Raw genomic sequence first — 19,758 nt, 5'->3', positions numbered from 1 at the left:
ACACAGGCAGCTTAAATGCCGTCACCAAATTCGTGTAACCCACACTCGCGTTTGAGCCCAAAGAAGCGGGTGTCTTGTTCGCTCATGCCTTCTTGAAGTGACTGCGTGGTGTGCCAATCACCAATAGAAACATAGCCTTGCTCCCAAAGGGGATGGTACGGCAGCTCATGCTCTTTAAGGTAGTAATGCAAATCTTTGTTACTCCAATCAATTATGGGGTAAAGTTTAAATTGCTTACCAACCTTCTGGAGTACAGGCAACTTGCCTCGGCTATCAGACTGACTTCGCCGTAAGCCAGCAAACCATGTCCCTGCATCAAGCGCGTTTAGCGCACGTTGCATAGGTTCTACTTTGTTCATTTGGTTATATTGTTCGATCCCTTCGATACCTTGTTCCCATAAGCGCCCAAATCGTGCTTCTTGCCATGCGGCAGACATATTGGCGCTATAAACATGCAAGTTTAACTGCAGCGCGTTTGTAAGCGTATCAATAAACTTATAGGTTTCAGGAAACAGATAACCAGTATCAGTCAGTACCACAGGAATATCTGCTTTCGCACGCGTCAACATATGCAGCATCACAGCAGACTGTGCACCGAAGCTAGAAGAAACAATATGGTTACCGGGTAAGTTCTCCAGAGCCCAAGCTACGCGAGCTTGAGCATCCATGTCTTCCAACGCTTCGTTAATAGTAGCAAGTTCGTCCTTGCTAATATCTAACGTCAGCGGCTGAATGTCGCTTAGTGTTGAATTAGTCATAAAAATCTCTTGCCGAGTCAATCACAGGTGCAACTATTTCTTTGCGTATAACAAAGTCGCCAAATGCTTCTTTATCATTACGCTCTTTTGCCCACCGACCGATCAGACTATCCAATTCGCGCATAATCTCTTGGTCGCTGATGTTTTCGCGATACATTCTAGGGATACGCGTACCTTCTCGATCGCCGCCTAAATGAAGGTTGTACTTCCCTGGTCCTTTACCTACTAATCCAACTTCAGCGAGCATGGCGCGCCCGCATCCATTTGGACATCCGGTAACGCGGAAAATAATACTGTCATCAGCTAGGCCATGTTTAACCAATAGTCCTTCAAGCTCGGTAACAGCATCAGGGAGATAACGTTCTGCCTCAGCCATTGCAAGTGGGCATGTAGGTAGCGAAACGCAGGCCATAGAGTCTAGCCGTTGGTTAGACACCTCTGGCGCTATTAGGCCATGCTCACGGGCGAGCGATTCAATGTGCGCTTTTTCTTCTTCAGCTACACCGGCGATGATCAAATTTTGATTTGCGGTTAAACGGAAATCGCCTTTGTGTATCTTCGCAATTTCAGCGCACCCCGTTTTAAGGGTTTTACCTGGATAATCGAGAATGCGACCATTTTCAATAAATACCGTTAAATGATACTTACCATCAACGCCCTCAACCCATCCAAAACGATCGCCACGGCCGGTAAATTCGTAAGGTCGGCTTTCTTCAAACTGCACGCCCGCACGTTTTTCTACTTCAGCTTTAAAGTTATCTACACCCACACGCTCTAGGGTATATTTTGTTTTCGCGTTTTTACGGTTAACACGGTTTCCCCAGTCGCGTTGAGTGGTAACCACTGCCGCCGCCACAGCTAAGGTATCCTTTAGAGGAATAAAACCGAAATCGCTGGCCTTGCGGGGGTAGGTGCTATGATCGCCATGGGTCATAGCTAAACCACCGCCTACCAGCACATTAAAGCCAACCAGCTTGCCGTCTTGCGCTATTGCCACAAAATTTAGATCATTGGCATGCACATCAACATCATTTTGCGGGGGAATAACTACCGTAGTTTTAAACTTACGCGGCAGATAATTATCCCCTAAAATTGGTTCCACTGGTTTCTCAGTGGTTTCTACTTTTTCGCCATCTAACCAAATCTCGGCATACGCACGAGTTTTGGGAAGTAAGTGCTCACTTATCTTCTTAGCCCATTCATACGCTTCAATATGTAGCTCAGATTCCACAGGATTTGAAGTACAAAGTACGTTACGGTTAACGTCTCCAGCTGTGGCAATAGAGTCGATACCTACCTTATTTAGGGTTTGGTGCATCATCTTTATGTTCGGCTTTAGCACCCCGTGAAACTGGAAGGTTTGACGGGTGGTTAGACGAATACTGCCATAGAGCGTGTGCTGCTCTGCAAACTCATCGATAGCCAACCACTGTGAAGGTTGGATGATGCCGCCGGGTAAACGTGCTCTTAGCATTACATTGTGTAACGGTTCTAATTTTTGCTTACTACGTTCTGCGCGTATATCGCGGTCATCCTGCTGATACATACCGTGGAAACGAATAAGCTGAAAATTATCGGCGGTAAAGCCACCTGTAAGGTCATCTTTTAGGTCTGCCTCAATGGTGCCGCGTAAATTGTTACTCTCACGCTTTAAGCGCTCGTTGTCAGCAAGCTTGCCCTCAACGATAAATGGTGATTTTTCATTGCTCATTAATAGACATCCTTCTGATAACGTTTAGCTTTACGTAACGTTACGATATAGGCTTTTGCGTCAGCCTCTGATTTATTGCCGTGTTCTTGCACAATACTAATAAGTGCATTTTCCACATCTTTTGCCATATGGGTCGCGTCTCCACACACGTAGAAGTGTGCGCCGTCTTCCAACCATTGGTAAACGTCTTTGCCGTGTTCTAATAGACGATGTTGTACGTACACTTTCTCTTGTTGATCACGAGAAAACGCCAGCGTAATTTTGTCTAATAAACCGCTTTTAACGTAGCCTTGCCATTCCACTTGATATAAGAAATCTTGGGTGAAATGTGGATTACCAAAGAACAACCAATTTTTCCCCTCTGCGTCCTGTGCGTCGCGTTCTTGCATAAAGGCACGGAATGGCGCTATGCCGGTACCCGGCCCTACCATAATAACCGGCGTATCAGGGCTTTCTGGTAGACGGAAGTTGTCGTTCGGCTCAATAAAAACTTCAACCTCGCCATTTTCTTCTAAATACTCGCACAAAAAGCCTGACGCTCCACCCTGATGGCGGTGACCGAAGGCCTCATAATCTACGTGCGCTACGGTAAGGTGCACTTCCTCTTCTACTTCTGATTGGCTAGAAGCGATAGAATATAAACGCGGCGTAAGCGGGCGTAGTGCGTCAACCAGCTGTTGTTCCGTTAGCTTGCCTGGGTGGTCACGAACGATATCTATTAGCTGGCGCTCGGCCATATACGTGCGTAGCTGCGCCTTGTCTTCCATTAACGTCGCCAACGACTCAGACCCTGTTGCACTTTGATAGGCTTTAATAAAATTAGGGTAGCTTAGGGTAAGCTCGAGCTTACTACTTAAGGCTTCTGCCAAAGTGAACTGACTATCCCCTATCGTAACTTCAGCATCAGCGTTTAATGAAAGCAGAGAAATAAATTCTTGCACTAGGCCCGCTGCGTTTTTAAACCATACACCTAACGCATCACCCGCTTGATAAGTTATACCTGAGCCTTCTAAGCTAATTTCGATATGACGTATATCTTTTACTGAATCGCGGCCAGTAATTTTTTGCGATTCAAGCAACGTGGCCGTATAGGGAGCCTTTTTTGTATAGCTTTGCGTGGGCGCGCCTTGTACTGCAGACCCAGTTTGGGCCGTTACAGCTACGGGCGCTTTCGCTGTTAAGTCTTCTTTTAGTGCATCTATAAGCTTATCTATCCACGTCTGCGCATCGGCATCGTAGTCAACATCTAAGTCGGCACGCTCAATGATTGACGTTGCACCTAACTTAGCCAGACTTGCATCGAAGTCTTTACCGGTTTGACAGAAAAACTCATAGCTACTATCACCTAACCCCATTACGGCATACTTGGTGTTATTAAGTTTAGGGGCTTTTTTACCCGCCACAAACTCATGCAGCTCAATAGCATCATCAGGTGCATCGCCTTCGCCATGCGTACTGACAAAGAGCGCCACATGTGTTTCTGACTTAAGCTGGCGCGGTTTGTAGTCAGCCATGCTAACTAATTTGCTGTTATATCCAGCCTCTTCCGCTTTAGCTTGAAACTGTTGCGCTAAACCTTTCGCATTCCCGGTTTGCGAACCGTATAAAATAGTTAACGTAGGTGCGGGGGCAGACGACACGGCATTTGCGCCCGCGCTTGATGCCACGGCACCACTTTGCGCCGCAGCCATACCGGCAGCATAGCCACTTACCCAGGTAAGTTGATCACGATTTAACCCAGCCATTGCTTGCGTTATCGCGTTCCACTGCTGATCATTTAATATTGCGCCAGGGGCGGATTGTTGGTTCGGTTTCTGTGACATAATTCATTAGCCTTTATTTGATGGGCACAAGGCTAACGGCTTTAGAGAAGAAGAGAAAAGAATAAATGAAACTTTTTTATTACCTAAAGTGATTAAGAAAATAAAGAAAACAAAAAAAGCACGTTTTCTAGCGCAAAAACGTGCCTTTATTTATACCACTTATGCTATGGGTATCGCGTTAATCTAGCGCCTAAAAATGAAGTTCTAGGCCCGCAAATACACCATCAAATTCCATATCTGCATACACATCATCGATATCTTCAATATCTACCGTTACATTTCTGTAGCCTAATTGCACCGTCATATCTACTGCAATACTTTCAATAAATGAATAAGTTACGGCAACTTGATAGTCACTAAGTTCGTGGTCATCAAAAGACAAATAGCTGCCTTCAGCGTAGGCTGCTAATCCAGTGAAGGGCAAACCAACCTGAACTTTCGAATACACCATAGGTATCACACCAGAAAACTCTCCCGAACTTTGGGTGTCACTTGCGGTGTCTTCTACATAAAACGCACCGTCAATATATTTAGCATTCAGGCCCACATCAAAACTTACTAGATCATTATCGAATAACTCGTAATAAAGAATTAAGTCGGTAGCTTCAAGTTCAGTGATGGTATTAACTTCACTGTTTGCGGTATAAAGCTCGCCGTCAAAGCTAAAGCTCGAATCTAGCGTTGTGGTACCATTGTTATCAAGCGTGGTGTGAACCACTTTTACATTAGGCACAAGTGGAACGGGGTGCTCGAAGGCAATGTATAGCGACGAATTTGTTTCATCATCGAAATTAAAATTAGCGGTAGAAGAACTATCAGCAAAGCCACCCGTTGTATCTGTTTGCCACGCCTGTGCACCGGCGTAAACCCCTGCGATTGTGTCTGCTTGTGTTGTTACCGAAAACAATGCGCAGCCTAAGGCAGCTGCGAGAAGGCCCTTTTTCATGGATTATCCTTGATTAAGTATTTCAGAAAGTTCGATTAATGCGGCATTAGCGCGAGAAATATAGTTTGCCATTACTAGCGAATGATTAGCGAGTATACCAAAACCACCGCCATTTAGAATCATTGGACTGTAAACGGTTTGCTGAGTCGCTTCTAGCTCTCGAATTATTTGCTGCAAACTAACTAATGCATTCTTATCTTCAAGCACGTCAGCAAATTCAACTTCAGCGGCCTTTAAAAAATGCAGCAAAGCCCATGTTGCGCCTCGTGCTTCATAAAAATTATTATCGAGTTTCCACCAACTTGTTTTGACCATACGCTGGGGACCCACAGGTGTAGACTGCTTGCCTTTTACATCGCCGGCTAAATCTGTATTTACCCGCGATGAAGTTACACTGGCACTTAAACGTTGGGAGTAACTACCCAAACGTTTTTCTACCTGCTTTAGCCACTCTCTTAAATTATCTGCACGGGCATAAAACTGGCTATCAGAATTTTGGGGATTGCCCAACTCATCACGGTATTGCTTTAATAACTCGATACCATCGCGATAGCTCGCCTCTGATGATGGAAACATCCAGCTACGATTATCCATATTAAATTTAGGGTGCGCCTTAGTTAAATAGGTATTCTCTAGTGACTGGGACTGTGAACGACTGAAGTCTTTACGCATAGACAATGCTAAATCTCGTATCATTTCCAATGCGCCAAACTCGAACGCCGGCATATTGTCGAGAAACACGCCCGGAGGCATCACATCGTTGGAAAGGTAACCACCTGGTTTATCAAGTAAAGTTTCAGATACATCAATCATAGTTGTAGTTAACGTATAGCCTGCGATGGCTTCAGGCTGGGCGACGGAGGACTGTTGCGCAACCCGCTTCTTAACGTCATAAGTGTCTGGCGCTATGCTCCAATACCAACCTATAAGCCAGAAGACTAAAAATAAAATGACGACAATAGCGGCTACCCGTTTTGTGGTTATCGATTCTCTCATACTTATGCCAACCTTCCTTTCCAATGACGTAAAGCCGGAGACGACCGGCTTTATTTAATAAGCGATGTTACTACAAACTTATCGTACCTTTATGATGATTATTGGTATATCACCATTTTTCACCTAATCACTACAACTTTACTACGCTTATTGTCACTATACACCGTGATCCGCAGTGGTAGTGCGCGGGCCTTTACGACGTAACGCGTAAATAAGTAGTGCCACCACAATGATAGGCCAAAATGCGCCTACCCCCACAGCTAGCAGTGCGAAGAAGCCTGCGCCCACTGCAAGTAATATAGTTCCAACCACACTTAGCGCAACAATAAATCCAACCACCACCATCACTACACCAATAACCGACAGCAGAGCCATACTTTCCCAAGAGGCTAAGTTGGTGCCCGCTTGATACAAATGAATATCAAGCAACCCACTTAACGCGCTACCTATGCAGTTAACAATAATAACGGCAATAACAACAGCGATAAGAAAATTCTTCATTACACTATCCTAGGCAATAAAATAACGGCCGCAAAGTAGGCTACGAGGGCTATAAATGGCATAAAGATGAGGCCCGCCGCAGCTGCCGCTCTAACCCAAATGGTATCCACTTCCATGTAGCGCGCTACGCCAGCGCACACACCTGAGATAATGGCGGAATCTAGGTCTCGATATATTCTCTTTTGCGAAGGCATTTTCATATTGGTCTCCTATCCTTTCACTTGTGAACATTATTAAGGCGAAAAGGCGCCATGCAGCAAAGATTGCGGTTAGGCAACGCTCTGCTTTTTCATTTCAGCAAGTTCTTTGTCTATCGATTCATCCTGCTCTAGCGCCGCAAACTCATCACTAAGTGAAGTCGTTTTTTGATCGGTTACATCGTATGCATCCACCTGCGCTTCTAGATAATCAATGCGCTGTTCATAGTGTTCAAAGCGCATCATGGCGTCATCAATCTTGCCTGCACTGTCTACCGCTTTTACTTTTAAACGTGTGGTGGCCGAGTGCTTTCTGGTTATTAACGACTTCTGTTTTTGCTTCGCCTCAACAAGCTTTTCATTTAACCGGCCTGTATCTTGCTGAATTTTATCCACGCTGTCGGTTAACTGGCTAAGTTGCTCTTCAATCGCTTGCGCCTTGGCAACATACTTTTGCTTTTCCACTAATGCCGCTTTCGCGAGGGATTCTTTATCGTTATTTACTGCTAGCTGTGCTTTGTACTGCCAATCTGCAATGCTTTTCTCTATGGCATTACGTTCCCGCGTTAGCGTTTTTTGTTGTGCAATAAAGCGCGCTGCGTCGGTTCTCACTTCTACCAGCGTTTCTTCCATTTCTTGAATAATTAAACGAATGATTTTTTCAGGATCTTCCGCTTTATCTAGCATTGCGTTTAAGTTCGCTTGAACGATATCGTTGATGCGTGAAAACATACCCATTGTAATTCTCCATTGCTTTGTGAGTTTCCAGTCAAGCCCTATCAAAATGCTAGGTATGATGGAAGTCGTTCATCGTTGTGACCAATCTACATCGGCCTAACGTTTGTTGTCGTCGTTACTAATACCGTTACAATCGTTATGCCAAAAAGGCAACTGCATGGTTTAACAAGGTTTTTTGATATTTTTTATGAATACGTAGCGTATTGACTCGGCTATCAAAACCTAATTTTGGTGAATTTGACAATAGAATTAGTCAAATTCACCACCCTAAACGAACGCATCGTTTTGCCGGTTAGCCTTATGTCATAAGAGAATAGTTCAACGACAAATAGGAGGGGGGGCGGGTGTGTATTTATTCAATAGAGCGCGTAACAGCATACTTAGAAGAGAAAACACAGTACCTACACGATGAGATTGTGGTTACTGGAGCAAAATGATGTGGTGCTAAAATGATGAGCAGCTAAGGTTACGTATTACAGTAACAGTAAGGCCCCTTTGAAACAAAAAGGCACCTAAAGGTGCCTAATAATGCGCAACTGTGCCGCGCGTTTGTGATGCAGTGCTGGCGAGCTATTCTTCATCGCTAGATGCGGTTACTGACTCGTCTACTTTAGTTTCTGCGATATCAGAAATACTCACTTTTCCTGTAGAAGTACTTTCATCTAAGGAAAAGTGATAGGTTGTATTCGCGATAGATTCAACCGCATCGGCTTTCAGTTCACTAGAAGATACAGTGACTGCGTATTTCACCATATTATTCAACATAGACGTAATATACGATTCTTGCGCATTAGCCGATGTAGTAAATAAACTTGCGGTAATAATAGTAGCTGCTAGAAGTGAAGTTTTCATAATTTCCCTCGAATATAATCACTGCAACAGCACTTTGCTATTGCTTTGATTACTTTATAGCTAGACTTGTGCCAGCCTCAGAAAATAAATTTAACTCACTGATATTTAAAAAATAAATAACATGCAGCGAAAAAAACAAAAGCCCTACCACCCACCAAATAGTTCAAAGTTTAGTCAAAATCACTATCTATTTAGTGATTTTCACCACCCGCTAAACACTTTCTTTTTTAGCATTATATTCTTCAATCTCTTGTTGCGCTGCTTCTACTGCTGCCAGCGCATTCATCAATAGATGTGGGTCGGGATTTTTACCAGTGCCATTTTGACTCAAATAACGCCGCCAGATGCGTCCACCTGCTTGACCTTGAAATAACCCCAGCATGTGGCGAGCCACATGCCAAGGCTTAAAGTAGGGATCAGTCTGCTTTTCAATGTACTGCTGCATGTGTATTACCGCTTCGCGGCGACTTATTGGGTGTGTGGCGTGATCGCCGAATATTTCACTATCAACAGAAGCAAGAAGATATGGGTTTGCATACACTTCGCGCCCCATCATTACGCCATCAACGTTATTTAGCTGCGCTTGGGTATCTGCAATTGTTTTTACCCCACCATTGATACTAATCGATAGCTCGGGACGCGCTTGTTTTAAGGCATACACTCTTGGGTAGTTCAACGGCGGAACTTCTCTATTTTCTTTGGGGCTTAACCCTTGTAGCCATGCTTTTCGTGCATGTACGATAAAAGTATCACAGCCACCATCAGCGACAATATCAATAAAGCGCGCAAAGTCTGCATCTTCATCCATATCGTCTATACCTATACGGCATTTTACAGTAACCGGAATATCCACTTCTTTTTGCATGGCTTTTACGCAGCGGGCCACTACCTCTGGCTGAGCCATTAAACAGGCGCCAAAGCTGCCGTTTTTAACTCTGTCACTGGGACAGCCTACGTTAATATTTACTTCATCATAGCCGCGCGACTGGGCCAAAGCGGCACACCTAGCCATATCAGAAGGATCGCTACCACCTAATTGTAGCGCTACAGGGTGCTCTTCGTGGTTAAACCCCAGGTAATCACCCTTTCCAAATATAATTGCCCCTGTTGTCACCATTTCGGTGTACAAAAGCGAGTGCTTGGACAACAAGCGTAAAAAGTAACGACAATGGCTGTCTGTCCAATCCAGCATTGGGGCCACCGAGAAGCGCCTGTCGATAGCTGGCTTAACAGAATTTTCATTTAAAACTTTAACATCAGTCACTTACGGCATTCCTCAAATAATCACTAATGCCGAAAGCATTAGACTTTTCACGGTTTTTAGTCCCCATTCAGGGAGCGCGGTGCCCAAATGGGGGAATAATTTTCCGCTTTGGCGCACCCTCTACATTGGGTCAAATAAGATGGCTAATATTAGCATAACTAAGGGGACGAGAAAAAATGGAGTTTCCTATACTGCACGGGTTAGACAGAAGCAAAGTGGCATTATTACGTTTTCTAAAAGTAAAACATTCAATACTAAGTCAGCAGCTAACAAATGGGCGAAGGAAACAGCTCACTAGATGTGAGAATAATACGAAAAATGAGCGACGTATCATTGCTTTAAAATACTACTCTCCTACAGCCTCTTCATAATTGCTAGAATCTAAGCAACCTAGGGCTATTGTTTTTGCAAAGCTAGCACAGGTATCAAGCCCAGGTACATTAATATACCAAGGGGTAGCAAAAGCAGATCCTACAAAAACGCGGGTAGGCAGGGAGTTTCTAAGCAATTCGTGGGTATCTGCAATACTTAGTTCGTATTCTTCACTGTCAGTGCTTTCTTGAATTTTAACCTTATCGACATGCGTCTCACCCTCGTTTAAGGTTTCGCTATCAAAAACAATAAGCTCACGAAGTTTGGCCAACTTATCTTTATCGCCTAATACGCCTGTTGCATCTATCTTAATGGTGTCAGGGTGATGCCTTGGCTCTGCGTCTATGCTATCGCTTTTTGTTATCCGCAAATTTCCGCTGTCGTAAAGGGCTATAAGCCTATTCGCGCTATCTGGTGGAATTGAAGCTACACTGGCAGAGAAGTGCGGTTTAATATCTTGGTAATGAGTAAGAAAATCTTGTAATAGCAAGGGGGTTTGTTGAATGCAATTTATGCCTGCTGCAATAATTGCAGGCCAGTCCGATTGAACGGTATCACTGTCTAAAGAAAAGAGCTCCGCTTTTAATTTTAAAATGGGATCTGTTTCGTTGGTCCGCTGATTAAGAAAAGCCATCGCGTCAACGAAAGACATAAACTCTATTTGTTTATAAATGTTAGGCATCGCCTTTCTAAAAACGGGCAAAAGTCTGTGGCGATAGAAGCTTTCTACACCGCTAACCTGCGGCGTCTCTATTTCTTGTAGTTGCTTTTGGTAGCGAGCAACCGGATCACTGTTATACCAAACTTTTGGAAATACCCCAGAACGTGAATGCATTACTATTGTGTAGGCAGTATCGCTGGCGTATTTAATATCACCAGAGTGTCGGTAAAAACGGCCTTTCGTTTTAGCTATTGATAACGCTGCATCAATAGCTGTTAACGACATGCCCGCGATATAAAACTGGGAACTAGCCTTAGTGGCGTAGAGGTGAGGAGGATAAGCTGAATATACCCCTTCCTCCTTTTGATGCTCACATAAGTCAGTACCGGTGTTAACAACCAAATGCGAAAACCCTGAATAGGTATTACTCCCCGTATCAACAACAAAACATGTTCTAAGCTTTGTTATACGGCGAATGGTTGTGTGGGTATGTAGGCAAACTTCTACACCTTTTTGTTGCAACGCCTTTACCACTTTATCGAAACAATAGTTGAAATAATCTCCTAGTACTTTTCGCGGGATAACATCAGTTTCTATTGTTTCCCCGTCTAAGTTATACGAGAAAACGGAATCACTTGTTTGGCCAATTAAGTATGGAGGATTCGTACTCTTAAGCCATGTTTCGAAGCTAATATTTAAATCTGGCAGTTCGCTACTTTTTAAATTTGATAGCAAGTGAGGCATGGCGTTGGCGTTTCTAAATGGGTTTCCTTTACCCAACTCATCATGCTGCTCAAATACTGCTATTTTTTGAGGGAATATTTTTTCACCTAGCAACGTATAAATAAAATAAAGCGTGGTTGGCCCAGCCCCTATCACTGCAATATTATTTTGCTTCTTTGTATTCATCATTGCCGTTCTCTTCGCTTTTTAATAGTTAATCTAAATCCTGCGAATAGATCACTTACGGCCACACTTTCGTCAGTGTGTAAATATTCCTTGAGCGCTGAAAGCTTTTCATCGTTATTAGTAATCTATAGGGTAAGAGCCTTTATTAACGGTACGTGTAGCCTAGGCACACTGATTGCTTGAGATCTTTTTACTTTCTATTGATGCAACCACCCCGTGGCTATATCCATTGTCGACGGCGGGTAATTTTTAAAAGGATATTGATATGGTATTTCTAAACTCATCAAAGCTTAATTCTGAGTTAATTAAATCTGAGAAGCTGCTTAGAAAATTACCCTATTGGAAAATATCTGAGCGGTTACGACTTGAGCTGAAATTGCGCCATTTAAAAAGCCAATTGCATAGCTAGTTTGCGATGAAAAAGCACGTAACCGCGGTAGTTGTTACCTATGCCATGATAGATTCAGCATTGAATAATATAGCGAAGCTGGCCTTCGCTATGCCTAATGCAACCATAATACTGGTAGATAACTCCCCAGAGAAATACAAACAGTTATCAGTATATAAAAACGCGGTAACACGCCTACCCGTCCAGTGCACATATATAGAAAACCGTAAAAATTCCCGTTTTATTGCATATAACTTAGCCCTTCAATCTATCCGTGGTGGCCGGGTTGTTTTTCGAACTGACGATGATGAATTTGATGAAGCAATAACCGCTTCCATCGCAAAGCAAGAATGGAATGGGTTTGCAACCACGCCCCATAAATTCAACGGTACATTGCAACAAGCAAAAGATCACCGGCGCCCAATAGAGAGCTGTATTTTTGACTATGCATTTCTACAACGCTTGTTACCTTTTAAAAATGAGGCCAGCGCCGATTGGCAGCTTCTTAAACACGCCTATGAAGCGCAGCGCCCTAAGGAATACGACGATGTAATTCTCTATAAACACGGCCATGGACGAGAAATACCAGCATGAAAATAGCGTTAATCGCTCACCCGCGTTTTCCAATTAAGTCGCCTTTCCCTGGGGGACTTGAAGCGTTTATAGCTTCGCTCATACCGCACTATTGTGCTGAAGCAGAAGTGGTAGTCTACGCCCACCCTGGATCAGACATTCCCTCTCCCGCACGTTTAGTATCGTTCCCTTTTGATAGCGAAGCCCATCGGCGCTACCCCGAACTCATCGAAAATGATTTTCTACTTAAAGTAATGCGAGACATTTTAGTAAACCACTATGACGTGGTTCACAACAACGCGATAAGCCCTATCCCTACGGTTTGGGCCTGTAAGTATGATTTACCTATGTTAACCACGCTTCACACACCGCCCTATAGCCGGCTAAAAGCATCGGCGGAACTATCATCTTTATCTCCTTATGTGCATTTCAATGCCGTTTCTTACAGTGTGGCTGAATGCTGGCAGCCCTATATCAACGACACCATCGATGTTATTTACAACGGTATTGAGCTAACTGAGTGGTATGGCGCGAAAGCCGCAAAACAGCAACTTTTCAGCTTTGGCCGAATCGTGCCCTCAAAAGGGTTTGACCTGGCGGTAAAAGCCGCCAATTTGCTTAAAATAGATTTAAATATTGCTGGGCCTATTCACGATAAAAACTATTTCGAAGAGAAAATAGCTCCTCACCTTGGAAACGGCGTTAATTATCTAGGTCATCTTGACCATCGCGCACTACAACAGGAATTGAAATTGGCACAAGCGGCTGTTTTTGGTGTTCGATGGGACGAGCCATTTGGTCTTTCTACAGTGGAAGCTATGGCTTCTGGCACCCCGGTCGCTGCGTTTAATAGAGGCGCATTTCCCGAGGTGGTTTCGAAAAAGGGTGGCGTACTTGCACTGGGCAACAACGTAGAAAGTTTAGCTGAGGCGTGTGAAAAATCACTGTCTATACACAGTGATGACGTGGTGCATCGTGCACAGAAATTTCCTATCCACACTATGTGTTCCTCTTACTTAGAAAAGTTAGCGCAGATAATATGAAAATATTAATGGTAACTAGCCCTATTGTCTCCTTGCGGGAGCCTTTTAAAGGCGGCACAGAATCATTCGTGGTTAGCTTAGCAAATGGCATGGCAAGCGCTGGGCACGAAGTAGACATTTTGTGTAAGGATGCTGATGAAGATAACCAATTCAATACCCTTCAGTTGCAAGAGTCTGCGTTTAGAATGGCGGATGCCATAACCGAAGAGTCGGATGGACAAAAACTGTTTCAGGCAGCGCAGTTCGGGCTATTTGATACTGAAGATTACGACATTATCCATTTTCATAGTTATTACCATGCTATGTACGACTTCGCATTTTTTCATCAACGCGCTAACGTTATTACCCTTCATAGCCCAGTATCAGAGCGGCTTGCGCTAACCCATAAACTCAATAGCAGTAGAAGCAAGGATATATACGTTGCGGTGTCTCAGCGGCTTGCTGAGCAGTGGCGAGAAACGATTTCTAGTGAGTTAGCTATTATTCCCAATGGCATTGATATGGCACATCTGCCTTCACCAGCAACTAAAAAGAACGATGAGATAATTTGGGTAGGAAGGCTGTGTGAAGAAAAGAACCCCGTCAAAGCCATTCACGCTGCACAAGCGTTAAATGTTGCCTTAACCCTATATGGCCCAATAAGCGATAAACCCTACTTTGACGAATGCGTTTCCCCCCTGCTTAAGGGCGATATTCGCTATGGCGGACATGTTTCCCAGCACACATTGTACAGTTACATTTCACACGCCCGCCTTCTTCTCATCACCTCTGATTGGAAGGAGCCTTTTGGGCTGGTTACCCTAGAAGCGCTTGCGTTAGGTACCCCTGTTATTGGAACAGACGCCGCTATACCCAAGGAGCTTCGTCATTCTCCTGTTACACAAACCATTGATGTCGCAGACCGTGATAGCTTGCATCACGCTTATAAAACAGCCTGTGACGTAAGCGTCACTGAATGTCAGGGCGTTGCTTCCATGTTCGATATCTCTTTTACCGTTAAAGCCTACGAGCGAATTTATGCCGCAGCAAAAGCCTAATTCACAAAAGCCTAAGTTACTTTACTATATTCATCATCACGGTAATGGCCATATTGCGCGAGCGAAAAAACTCGTCCCTTTGGCTGAAAAGTATGCTGACGTTTCTTTGTTGATTGGGCACCACGCCTTTAAAGCTGTTGTAGCTGAAGCCCTTAGCAATCGAGAGATTTTTACCTTGCCGGCGAAATGCCAGGGCAACACGGCAAAAGCACGTTCGTTCGATGCTGCATTTGAAGGGGTTCCCTTATCCCCAAGTTCGTGTCACCGGGCCTATTATTTTTACCAGTTAGTTAATGAAACTCTGTTTACGGGCTTTATCAGCGATGTCTCGGCAGAGCTTACTATTTACGCACGCGGAGCAGGCCTTCCGGTATTGATGCAACGGCATACCGGGGATATTAGCGGCGATCCTACGCAAGTGTTCGCTTACCATTGTGCACAAGCGCTATATGCTCCCTACCCTTCACAATTTGAAGCCCCGGACTTCGCGTTTTTGAACAAAACTACTTTTTTAGGGTGTATCGCCGCTTCCACAAACAATTCTCCTGTAATCAAAAAGGGCATAACCGTTATTCATAACGATGCGCAGGTTATCAATGCTATTTGCGAGGCGCTATTGCCCTATGAAATGCCCATTTCAGTTATTGGCGGTGATAAAACCCAGCTTCGCTACCTTAATCAGGTGACTCACAACGAACAGGTAGACAGCATTATTGCGCACGCACAAACAGATATCGTCTTTTGTAGTGGCGGTAACAATACCCTTTGCGAACTCCTTTCAGTAGGAAAGAAACTTATTGTTGTGCCGGCATCTAGGCCCTATGAAGAACAGAATGCAAAAGCCAAGCGGCTATCTGAGATTGGGGCTGCGGTATGTTTAGAAAAAGATGAACTGCATGAAAAAATCAACATACTTCATGCCGTTGATCACGCCAAAAGCTTAAATGCCGACACGCTAGCAACAATCAAAAATGAAACGGTCTCAGCGCTATGGCAACGCAATTTTGAAGCCCTGGTTAAGGAACATTTATTATGAGGTTTTCGGTAGTAACCCTGGTTAAAGGGAGAAAAAGGCAGTTAGAAAATTTACTTGAAAGCATAAAAGCGGGCAGTTTAATTCCCGATGAAATTGTTGTGGTATGGATGGAAACACCCACGCCTCAGTCTCACGTTACTGACACAGAACTTAACCTAAAACAGGTTTATATAGAAGATGCAGTGCTTCCTCTTGCAGAAGCAAGGAATGTAGGTTTTCAAAACACCTCGTTTGAAAATATTGTATTTCTCGATGTTGATTGCATATGTAGTCCTACTGTACTTGAAAATTTACTTGCCCATGTAACCGACAACACCATTATCTCAGCCTATGCGCGATACCTGCCCTATATGCCACTAAAGGGCAATTACCCGTTAATTGCGCCCGATGCACTTACTCACCCTAAAAGAGCAGAACTCAGCACATTTGAAACCTTGCCGCATAAAAAGTTTTGGTCACTTGTATTTGCGCTAAAGCGAAAGAGCTTCAATCTTATTGGTGGGTTTGACGAAGGGTTTACGGGGTACGGTGGCGAAGACACAGATTTCGCAGAGCGCTTTAACGCGATGGGTTTCGCTTTTATGTTGGTGAAAGATGAAGTGTTACATCAGTATCATTTAAAATATACACCACCGTTAAACTACCTTTCTGAAATTGTTCATAATGCCAATCGTTTTTTTTCAAAACATAATTATTTTCCTATGTATTCATGGCTTCAACATTTCTGCGATAGAGGATTTGTAGCCTTTAATGAAAATAAACACCAATTCGACGTTATCTGTTTACCTTCACAGTCAGATATTACAAATGCATTATCGACCCAGCCTTATTAAATAGCCCTAACCGTGTATTGTGAGCGCCGGCGTTTTTTTAAACGCTTCCACTTTCTCCACTTATACGCCCTACGTCGCGCTGTAAACATCTGTTTAATAAAACAGATGTTTACCATCAACTCCCTGAAAGCTCAGTAATTTTTTACATCACATTTACCACAATTATGCTTATGGTGTATTTCAAAGTTCATTATTTAGAGCTATGGTATAAGTATTAAACAATTTTCATTTGCACAGATGAAATTAAAAATGCCATTTTAGGCACAGTCGATGCGATTAAACCGCACGTTACGGAGAGATTTTATGGCGGACAAGAAGCCAAAGGACCAGCAAGCTCACGACATTGACCAACCACAAAGCGCCCCGCAACCCGCCGATGAATTGGCGCAGTTACGCGAGATTCTTTTTGGTCAAACAAACCGTGCTTTTCGCGCAGACCTATCTGCACTTGAGTCACGGGTAAATGATAATTTCGCCAAGCTTAACGATCATCTAGATAACCAGTTTAACGATATACGTAAACTGATAGACCAACAGATCACCGAACTCTCCCATCAACTATCCAGTGCAAATGACAACCACAGCAATGTTCAAGCGCAATTACAAAGTACCACCGACAAATTACAAAGCGAGCTTGAAATAGCCGAAACGTCAGCGAAGAACGACAACGATGCGTTAGAAGCACACGTGGTTAAAGAGCTAGAGTCGTTAGACAGTTTATTTAGTAAGCGCCACCAAGAATTGTTGGAAAAACTGCAGCAGGTTACCAGCGAGTTATCCGAAAGCAAAACCGACAGGAAAACGCTGGCGAATTTACTTTCGACCATGGCCACCAACCTTGCAACCGACCACTAATAAATGACTGACAAGGGGCCAACGTCTGCCCCCGTAGACGACTCGCTGGATAAAATCAGAGAGTTGCTTATTGGGCGAGACGACAAATATATTGAAGACAAACTCAACCGAAACGCAAAGGGTGTGGTGAGCGGTGTTGTATCTGAGGCCTTGCTTGACAGGGAAACCAAAGATGGCTCGGTGAATAAAGTACTCGTTCCTTTAGTTGAAAAATCGCTCCATCGGTCTATTGAAGCAAATAGCGATAAAATAGTAGGGACATTATATCCTCTGGTAGGAACCCTTGTTCGCAAGGCTGTATCGGCTTTTTTAGTCGATTTTGTAGAAAAAACAAATGCGTTAATAGAACATAGTCTAAGCCCTAAAAGTATCACCTGGCGTTTTAAAGCTTGGCAATCTGGGGTTCGCTACTCAGACTATGTCGCCTCACAAGTATACCAATATCAAGTTCAACAATTATTCGTCATCCATCGTGAAACAGGCACCCTGTTGCATACGGTTTCTAGCGATCCACAAAAAAGCAAAGACGCCGATCTTATCTCATCAATGCTGGTGGCTATTAACGACTTTGTAGCAGATGCTTTTAGCCCCTCCAAAGCCGCTTATGACAATGAGTTAGGGGAAATTAAAACCGACGACTTTACCCTACTGATTAATTTGGGGCCGCAAGCTATATTAGTCGCTGCCGTGATAGGAAGCGCCCCCCCGGAAATTAGAGGAAAATTTCAGTTAGCGCTGGAAGAATTTCACCAGTTCTATCAAAAGCCGCTACTTGAATATAAAGGCGATAACCGCCCGTTTGAAGGGTGTGGCACGCTTCTCAACGATTGTCTAGTCAGTGAAAAGAAAGAGGCGAAACAAGGTAAAAAGAAACGATTAGCTGGTACCTTACTGGTTGTATTGGCAATAGTCTCCCTTCTTACGCTGGCCTTTTTCCGCATTGAATTAGCGCTTTTGCAAAACAATATAGACACATTGCCCCCCGAGCCGGGGATTGTGTTAAGTCGAACTGAAATTAACAATGGCAAAATTCACCTTCGATTACTTCGAGACCCAGCCGCACCGTCAGCCCGTGAGTGGTTGCGCCGTTATGGTGTAGAAACTGACGACGTAAGTATTTCTGAATCATCGTTCGTATCGCTCCACAATGCGGTTATCGAAACAAAATTGCTTAACTTAATTTCCGCCTACCCTTCGCTTTCAATAGCAAGAGAAGAGGCAAATAATTTGCGCCTATCGGGCAGTATTTCTGCAGCGCAATACAGCTTGCTCTTGCAAAAAGTCAATGCCATACCTGGAATATCGCAGCTAAATATCAACGCCAATAATATCACCATACCCCCCGTTGCTACTGATAATAGCGCAACACTATCAGCAGCATTAGCCAAGCAGATCGCCAGTGAAGTTTCTGGCATAACACTCAATTTTAAAAAGAATCAAAATACCTTGGCGGTGAGTGAAATGGAAAAGTTTAACAGACTGACATTGTTGTTAACGCAGTTGCAGGATGTCGCGCATCAGATTAATCTATCTGTTGCTGTATTTATTATGGGCGCCAGTGACCGCTCCGGTACTACCGCAAAGAATAAAACCTTAAGCCGGGCACGGGCCGACAATGTGAAAAACTTACTTGTTTCTAACGGTGTCGATGAGTCCCTCCTATTACCTATGGGGTTAGGCTCGCTCCCTCTAAATGAAAACGCGATGGGGCGAACTGTATTTCTCAATGTATTGATATCGGAAGCCAAAACTACCGAGGATAAAAACCCATGAACCAGAAAAAAGTGTGTATTCTCGGCCCTACTGGTGTAGGCAAAACTAGCCTAGTAAAGCAGTTCGTAGAGGGAATATTTTCAGAAAAATACCAAACCACTATTGGTGTTAAAATAGATAAGAAGCAGCTTAGCCAAAACGGTAACGATGTTCAGCTTTTGCTTTGGGATCTTGAAGGTATAGACAGATACTGTGGGTTTAACCCTAGGTATTTACGTGGCGCAACCGCCTATATTGTGGTGGTCGACCAAACCCGCTCTCAGTCGTTGCTTGAGGGTTTAGACATATTATCTATGGCAAGAGAACACTATCCCGATACTCCTGCGTTTTTCGTGGTAAATAAAACTGACCTACCCACTAGCTGGCACTGGAGCGAAGAAGAAGTGAATGAACATGCTAAAAGCTTCACTTCTCTTATTAAAACCAGTGCCAAAACAGGTGATAACGTTGAAGACTTATTTTCAACTATCGCATTTTGGGCACAGTAGCAGC

The 19,758-nt window shown here is 43.8% G+C and carries 19 protein-coding genes; 8 read left to right on the top strand and 11 right to left on the bottom strand.

The window, feature by feature from the left end; genetic code table 11:
• Positions 1–11: 11 nt before the first annotated feature.
• The 11 genes from GTH32_RS15485 to GTH32_RS15435 form a co-directional block, all read right to left on the bottom strand.
• Entirely contained in the window at positions 12–758 is a 747-nt protein-coding gene (locus GTH32_RS15485; RefSeq protein ID WP_163087412.1) for a phosphoadenylyl-sulfate reductase, read from the bottom strand.
• Positions 751–2,469, bottom strand: coding sequence for an assimilatory sulfite reductase (NADPH) hemoprotein subunit (gene cysI / locus GTH32_RS15480; protein WP_163087410.1), 1,719 nt, complete (start codon positions 2,467–2,469; stop codon positions 751–753). The genes GTH32_RS15485 and cysI overlap by 8 nt, the downstream gene beginning before the upstream one ends.
• Complete coding sequence (locus GTH32_RS15475) at positions 2,469–4,292, bottom strand: assimilatory sulfite reductase (NADPH) flavoprotein subunit (RefSeq protein ID WP_163087408.1); 1,824 nt, start codon at positions 4,290–4,292, stop codon at positions 2,469–2,471. The genes cysI and GTH32_RS15475 overlap by 1 nt, the downstream gene beginning before the upstream one ends.
• A gap of 190 nt (positions 4,293–4,482) precedes the next feature.
• Positions 4,483–5,238, bottom strand: coding sequence for a TIGR04219 family outer membrane beta-barrel protein (locus GTH32_RS15470; protein WP_163087406.1), 756 nt, complete (start codon positions 5,236–5,238; stop codon positions 4,483–4,485).
• 3 nt (positions 5,239–5,241) lie between these two features.
• Positions 5,242–6,234 (bottom strand): DUF2333 family protein, encoded by a 993-nt coding sequence (locus tag GTH32_RS15465; protein ID WP_163087404.1) that lies wholly within the window; start codon positions 6,232–6,234, stop codon positions 5,242–5,244.
• Positions 6,235–6,390: 156 nt separating this feature from the next.
• Positions 6,391–6,735 (bottom strand): hypothetical protein, encoded by a 345-nt coding sequence (locus tag GTH32_RS15460; RefSeq protein ID WP_163087402.1) that lies wholly within the window; start codon positions 6,733–6,735, stop codon positions 6,391–6,393.
• Positions 6,735–6,935, bottom strand: a complete 201-nt coding sequence (locus GTH32_RS15455; RefSeq protein WP_163087400.1) for a PspC domain-containing protein — start codon at positions 6,933–6,935, stop codon at positions 6,735–6,737. The genes GTH32_RS15460 and GTH32_RS15455 overlap by 1 nt, the downstream gene beginning before the upstream one ends.
• A gap of 69 nt (positions 6,936–7,004) precedes the next feature.
• Positions 7,005–7,670 carry a phage shock protein PspA gene (gene pspA, locus GTH32_RS15450; protein WP_163087398.1) on the bottom strand — a complete coding sequence of 222 codons (666 nt, stop codon included), beginning with the start codon at positions 7,668–7,670 and terminating at the stop codon, positions 7,005–7,007.
• Positions 7,671–8,240: 570 nt separating this feature from the next.
• Positions 8,241–8,522 (bottom strand): hypothetical protein, encoded by a 282-nt coding sequence (locus tag GTH32_RS15445; protein ID WP_163087396.1) that lies wholly within the window; start codon positions 8,520–8,522, stop codon positions 8,241–8,243.
• 211 nt (positions 8,523–8,733) lie between these two features.
• Positions 8,734–9,714: a tRNA dihydrouridine(20/20a) synthase DusA gene (gene dusA / locus GTH32_RS15440; RefSeq protein ID WP_203565520.1), complete on the bottom strand. Its 981-nt coding sequence runs from the start codon at positions 9,712–9,714 to the stop codon at positions 8,734–8,736.
• Between the two features lie 418 nt (positions 9,715–10,132).
• Positions 10,133–11,731: an FAD/NAD(P)-binding protein gene (locus tag GTH32_RS15435; RefSeq protein WP_163087392.1), complete on the bottom strand. Its 1,599-nt coding sequence runs from the start codon at positions 11,729–11,731 to the stop codon at positions 10,133–10,135.
• Between the two features lie 412 nt (positions 11,732–12,143).
• Between GTH32_RS15435 and GTH32_RS15430 the strand changes: the two genes are divergently transcribed.
• From GTH32_RS15430 to GTH32_RS15395, 8 genes are all read left to right on the top strand, one after another.
• Positions 12,144–12,710: a glycosyltransferase family 2 protein gene (locus tag GTH32_RS15430; protein ID WP_163087390.1), complete on the top strand. Its 567-nt coding sequence runs from the start codon at positions 12,144–12,146 to the stop codon at positions 12,708–12,710.
• Complete coding sequence (locus GTH32_RS15425; protein WP_163087388.1) at positions 12,707–13,732, top strand: glycosyltransferase; 1,026 nt, start codon at positions 12,707–12,709, stop codon at positions 13,730–13,732. Before GTH32_RS15430 ends, GTH32_RS15425 begins: the two co-directional genes overlap by 4 nt.
• Positions 13,729–14,769: a glycosyltransferase gene (locus GTH32_RS15420; protein ID WP_163087386.1), complete on the top strand. Its 1,041-nt coding sequence runs from the start codon at positions 13,729–13,731 to the stop codon at positions 14,767–14,769. Before GTH32_RS15425 ends, GTH32_RS15420 begins: the two co-directional genes overlap by 4 nt.
• Positions 14,750–15,805, top strand: coding sequence for a glycosyltransferase (locus GTH32_RS15415; RefSeq protein ID WP_163087384.1), 1,056 nt, complete (start codon positions 14,750–14,752; stop codon positions 15,803–15,805). Before GTH32_RS15420 ends, GTH32_RS15415 begins: the two co-directional genes overlap by 20 nt.
• Positions 15,802–16,638: a glycosyltransferase family 2 protein gene (locus GTH32_RS15410; RefSeq protein ID WP_163087382.1), complete on the top strand. Its 837-nt coding sequence runs from the start codon at positions 15,802–15,804 to the stop codon at positions 16,636–16,638. The genes GTH32_RS15415 and GTH32_RS15410 overlap by 4 nt, the downstream gene beginning before the upstream one ends.
• Before the next feature lie 303 nt (positions 16,639–16,941).
• Positions 16,942–17,493 (top strand): hypothetical protein, encoded by a 552-nt coding sequence (locus GTH32_RS15405; RefSeq protein WP_163087381.1) that lies wholly within the window; start codon positions 16,942–16,944, stop codon positions 17,491–17,493.
• A gap of 3 nt (positions 17,494–17,496) precedes the next feature.
• Positions 17,497–19,266, top strand: coding sequence for an OmpA family protein (locus tag GTH32_RS15400; RefSeq protein WP_163087379.1), 1,770 nt, complete (start codon positions 17,497–17,499; stop codon positions 19,264–19,266).
• Positions 19,263–19,754, top strand: coding sequence for a Rab family GTPase (locus GTH32_RS15395; RefSeq protein WP_163087377.1), 492 nt, complete (start codon positions 19,263–19,265; stop codon positions 19,752–19,754). The genes GTH32_RS15400 and GTH32_RS15395 overlap by 4 nt, the downstream gene beginning before the upstream one ends.
• Positions 19,755–19,758 lie beyond the last annotated feature (4 nt).

Source organism: Alteromonas profundi (assembly GCF_010500865.1).
Taxonomy (GTDB): domain Bacteria; phylum Pseudomonadota; class Gammaproteobacteria; order Enterobacterales; family Alteromonadaceae; genus Alteromonas; species Alteromonas profundi.
Note: the sequence above shows the minus strand (reverse complement) of the source record. Positions and strands in the feature narration are given on the sequence as shown.

What these genes read in the sequence shown, in the direction of transcription:
- GTH32_RS15485 (WP_163087412.1), bottom strand. Translation starts at nt 758, where the DNA reads ATGACTAATTCAACACTAAGCGACATTCAGCCGCTGACGTTAGATATT.
- GTH32_RS15420 (WP_163087386.1), top strand. Translation starts at nt 13,729, where the DNA reads ATGAAAATATTAATGGTAACTAGCCCTATTGTCTCCTTGCGGGAGCCT.
- pspA (WP_163087398.1), bottom strand. Translation starts at nt 7,670, where the DNA reads ATGGGTATGTTTTCACGCATCAACGATATCGTTCAAGCGAACTTAAAC.
- GTH32_RS15475 (WP_163087408.1), bottom strand. Translation starts at nt 4,292, where the DNA reads ATGTCACAGAAACCGAACCAACAATCCGCCCCTGGCGCAATATTAAAT.
- GTH32_RS15425 (WP_163087388.1), top strand. Translation starts at nt 12,707, where the DNA reads ATGAAAATAGCGTTAATCGCTCACCCGCGTTTTCCAATTAAGTCGCCT.
- GTH32_RS15415 (WP_163087384.1), top strand. Translation starts at nt 14,750, where the DNA reads ATGCCGCAGCAAAAGCCTAATTCACAAAAGCCTAAGTTACTTTACTAT.
- GTH32_RS15445 (WP_163087396.1), bottom strand. Translation starts at nt 8,522, where the DNA reads ATGAAAACTTCACTTCTAGCAGCTACTATTATTACCGCAAGTTTATTT.
- GTH32_RS15430 (WP_163087390.1), top strand. Translation starts at nt 12,144, where the DNA reads ATGAAAAAGCACGTAACCGCGGTAGTTGTTACCTATGCCATGATAGAT.
- GTH32_RS15455 (WP_163087400.1), bottom strand. Translation starts at nt 6,935, where the DNA reads ATGAAAATGCCTTCGCAAAAGAGAATATATCGAGACCTAGATTCCGCC.
- GTH32_RS15435 (WP_163087392.1), bottom strand. Translation starts at nt 11,731, where the DNA reads ATGATGAATACAAAGAAGCAAAATAATATTGCAGTGATAGGGGCTGGG.
- GTH32_RS15460 (WP_163087402.1), bottom strand. Translation starts at nt 6,735, where the DNA reads ATGAAGAATTTTCTTATCGCTGTTGTTATTGCCGTTATTATTGTTAAC.
- GTH32_RS15395 (WP_163087377.1), top strand. Translation starts at nt 19,263, where the DNA reads ATGAACCAGAAAAAAGTGTGTATTCTCGGCCCTACTGGTGTAGGCAAA.
- dusA (WP_203565520.1), bottom strand. Translation starts at nt 9,714, where the DNA reads ATGCTGGATTGGACAGACAGCCATTGTCGTTACTTTTTACGCTTGTTG.
- cysI (WP_163087410.1), bottom strand. Translation starts at nt 2,469, where the DNA reads ATGAGCAATGAAAAATCACCATTTATCGTTGAGGGCAAGCTTGCTGAC.
- GTH32_RS15410 (WP_163087382.1), top strand. Translation starts at nt 15,802, where the DNA reads ATGAGGTTTTCGGTAGTAACCCTGGTTAAAGGGAGAAAAAGGCAGTTA.
- GTH32_RS15465 (WP_163087404.1), bottom strand. Translation starts at nt 6,234, where the DNA reads ATGAGAGAATCGATAACCACAAAACGGGTAGCCGCTATTGTCGTCATT.
- GTH32_RS15400 (WP_163087379.1), top strand. Translation starts at nt 17,497, where the DNA reads ATGACTGACAAGGGGCCAACGTCTGCCCCCGTAGACGACTCGCTGGAT.
- GTH32_RS15470 (WP_163087406.1), bottom strand. Translation starts at nt 5,238, where the DNA reads ATGAAAAAGGGCCTTCTCGCAGCTGCCTTAGGCTGCGCATTGTTTTCG.
- GTH32_RS15405 (WP_163087381.1), top strand. Translation starts at nt 16,942, where the DNA reads ATGGCGGACAAGAAGCCAAAGGACCAGCAAGCTCACGACATTGACCAA.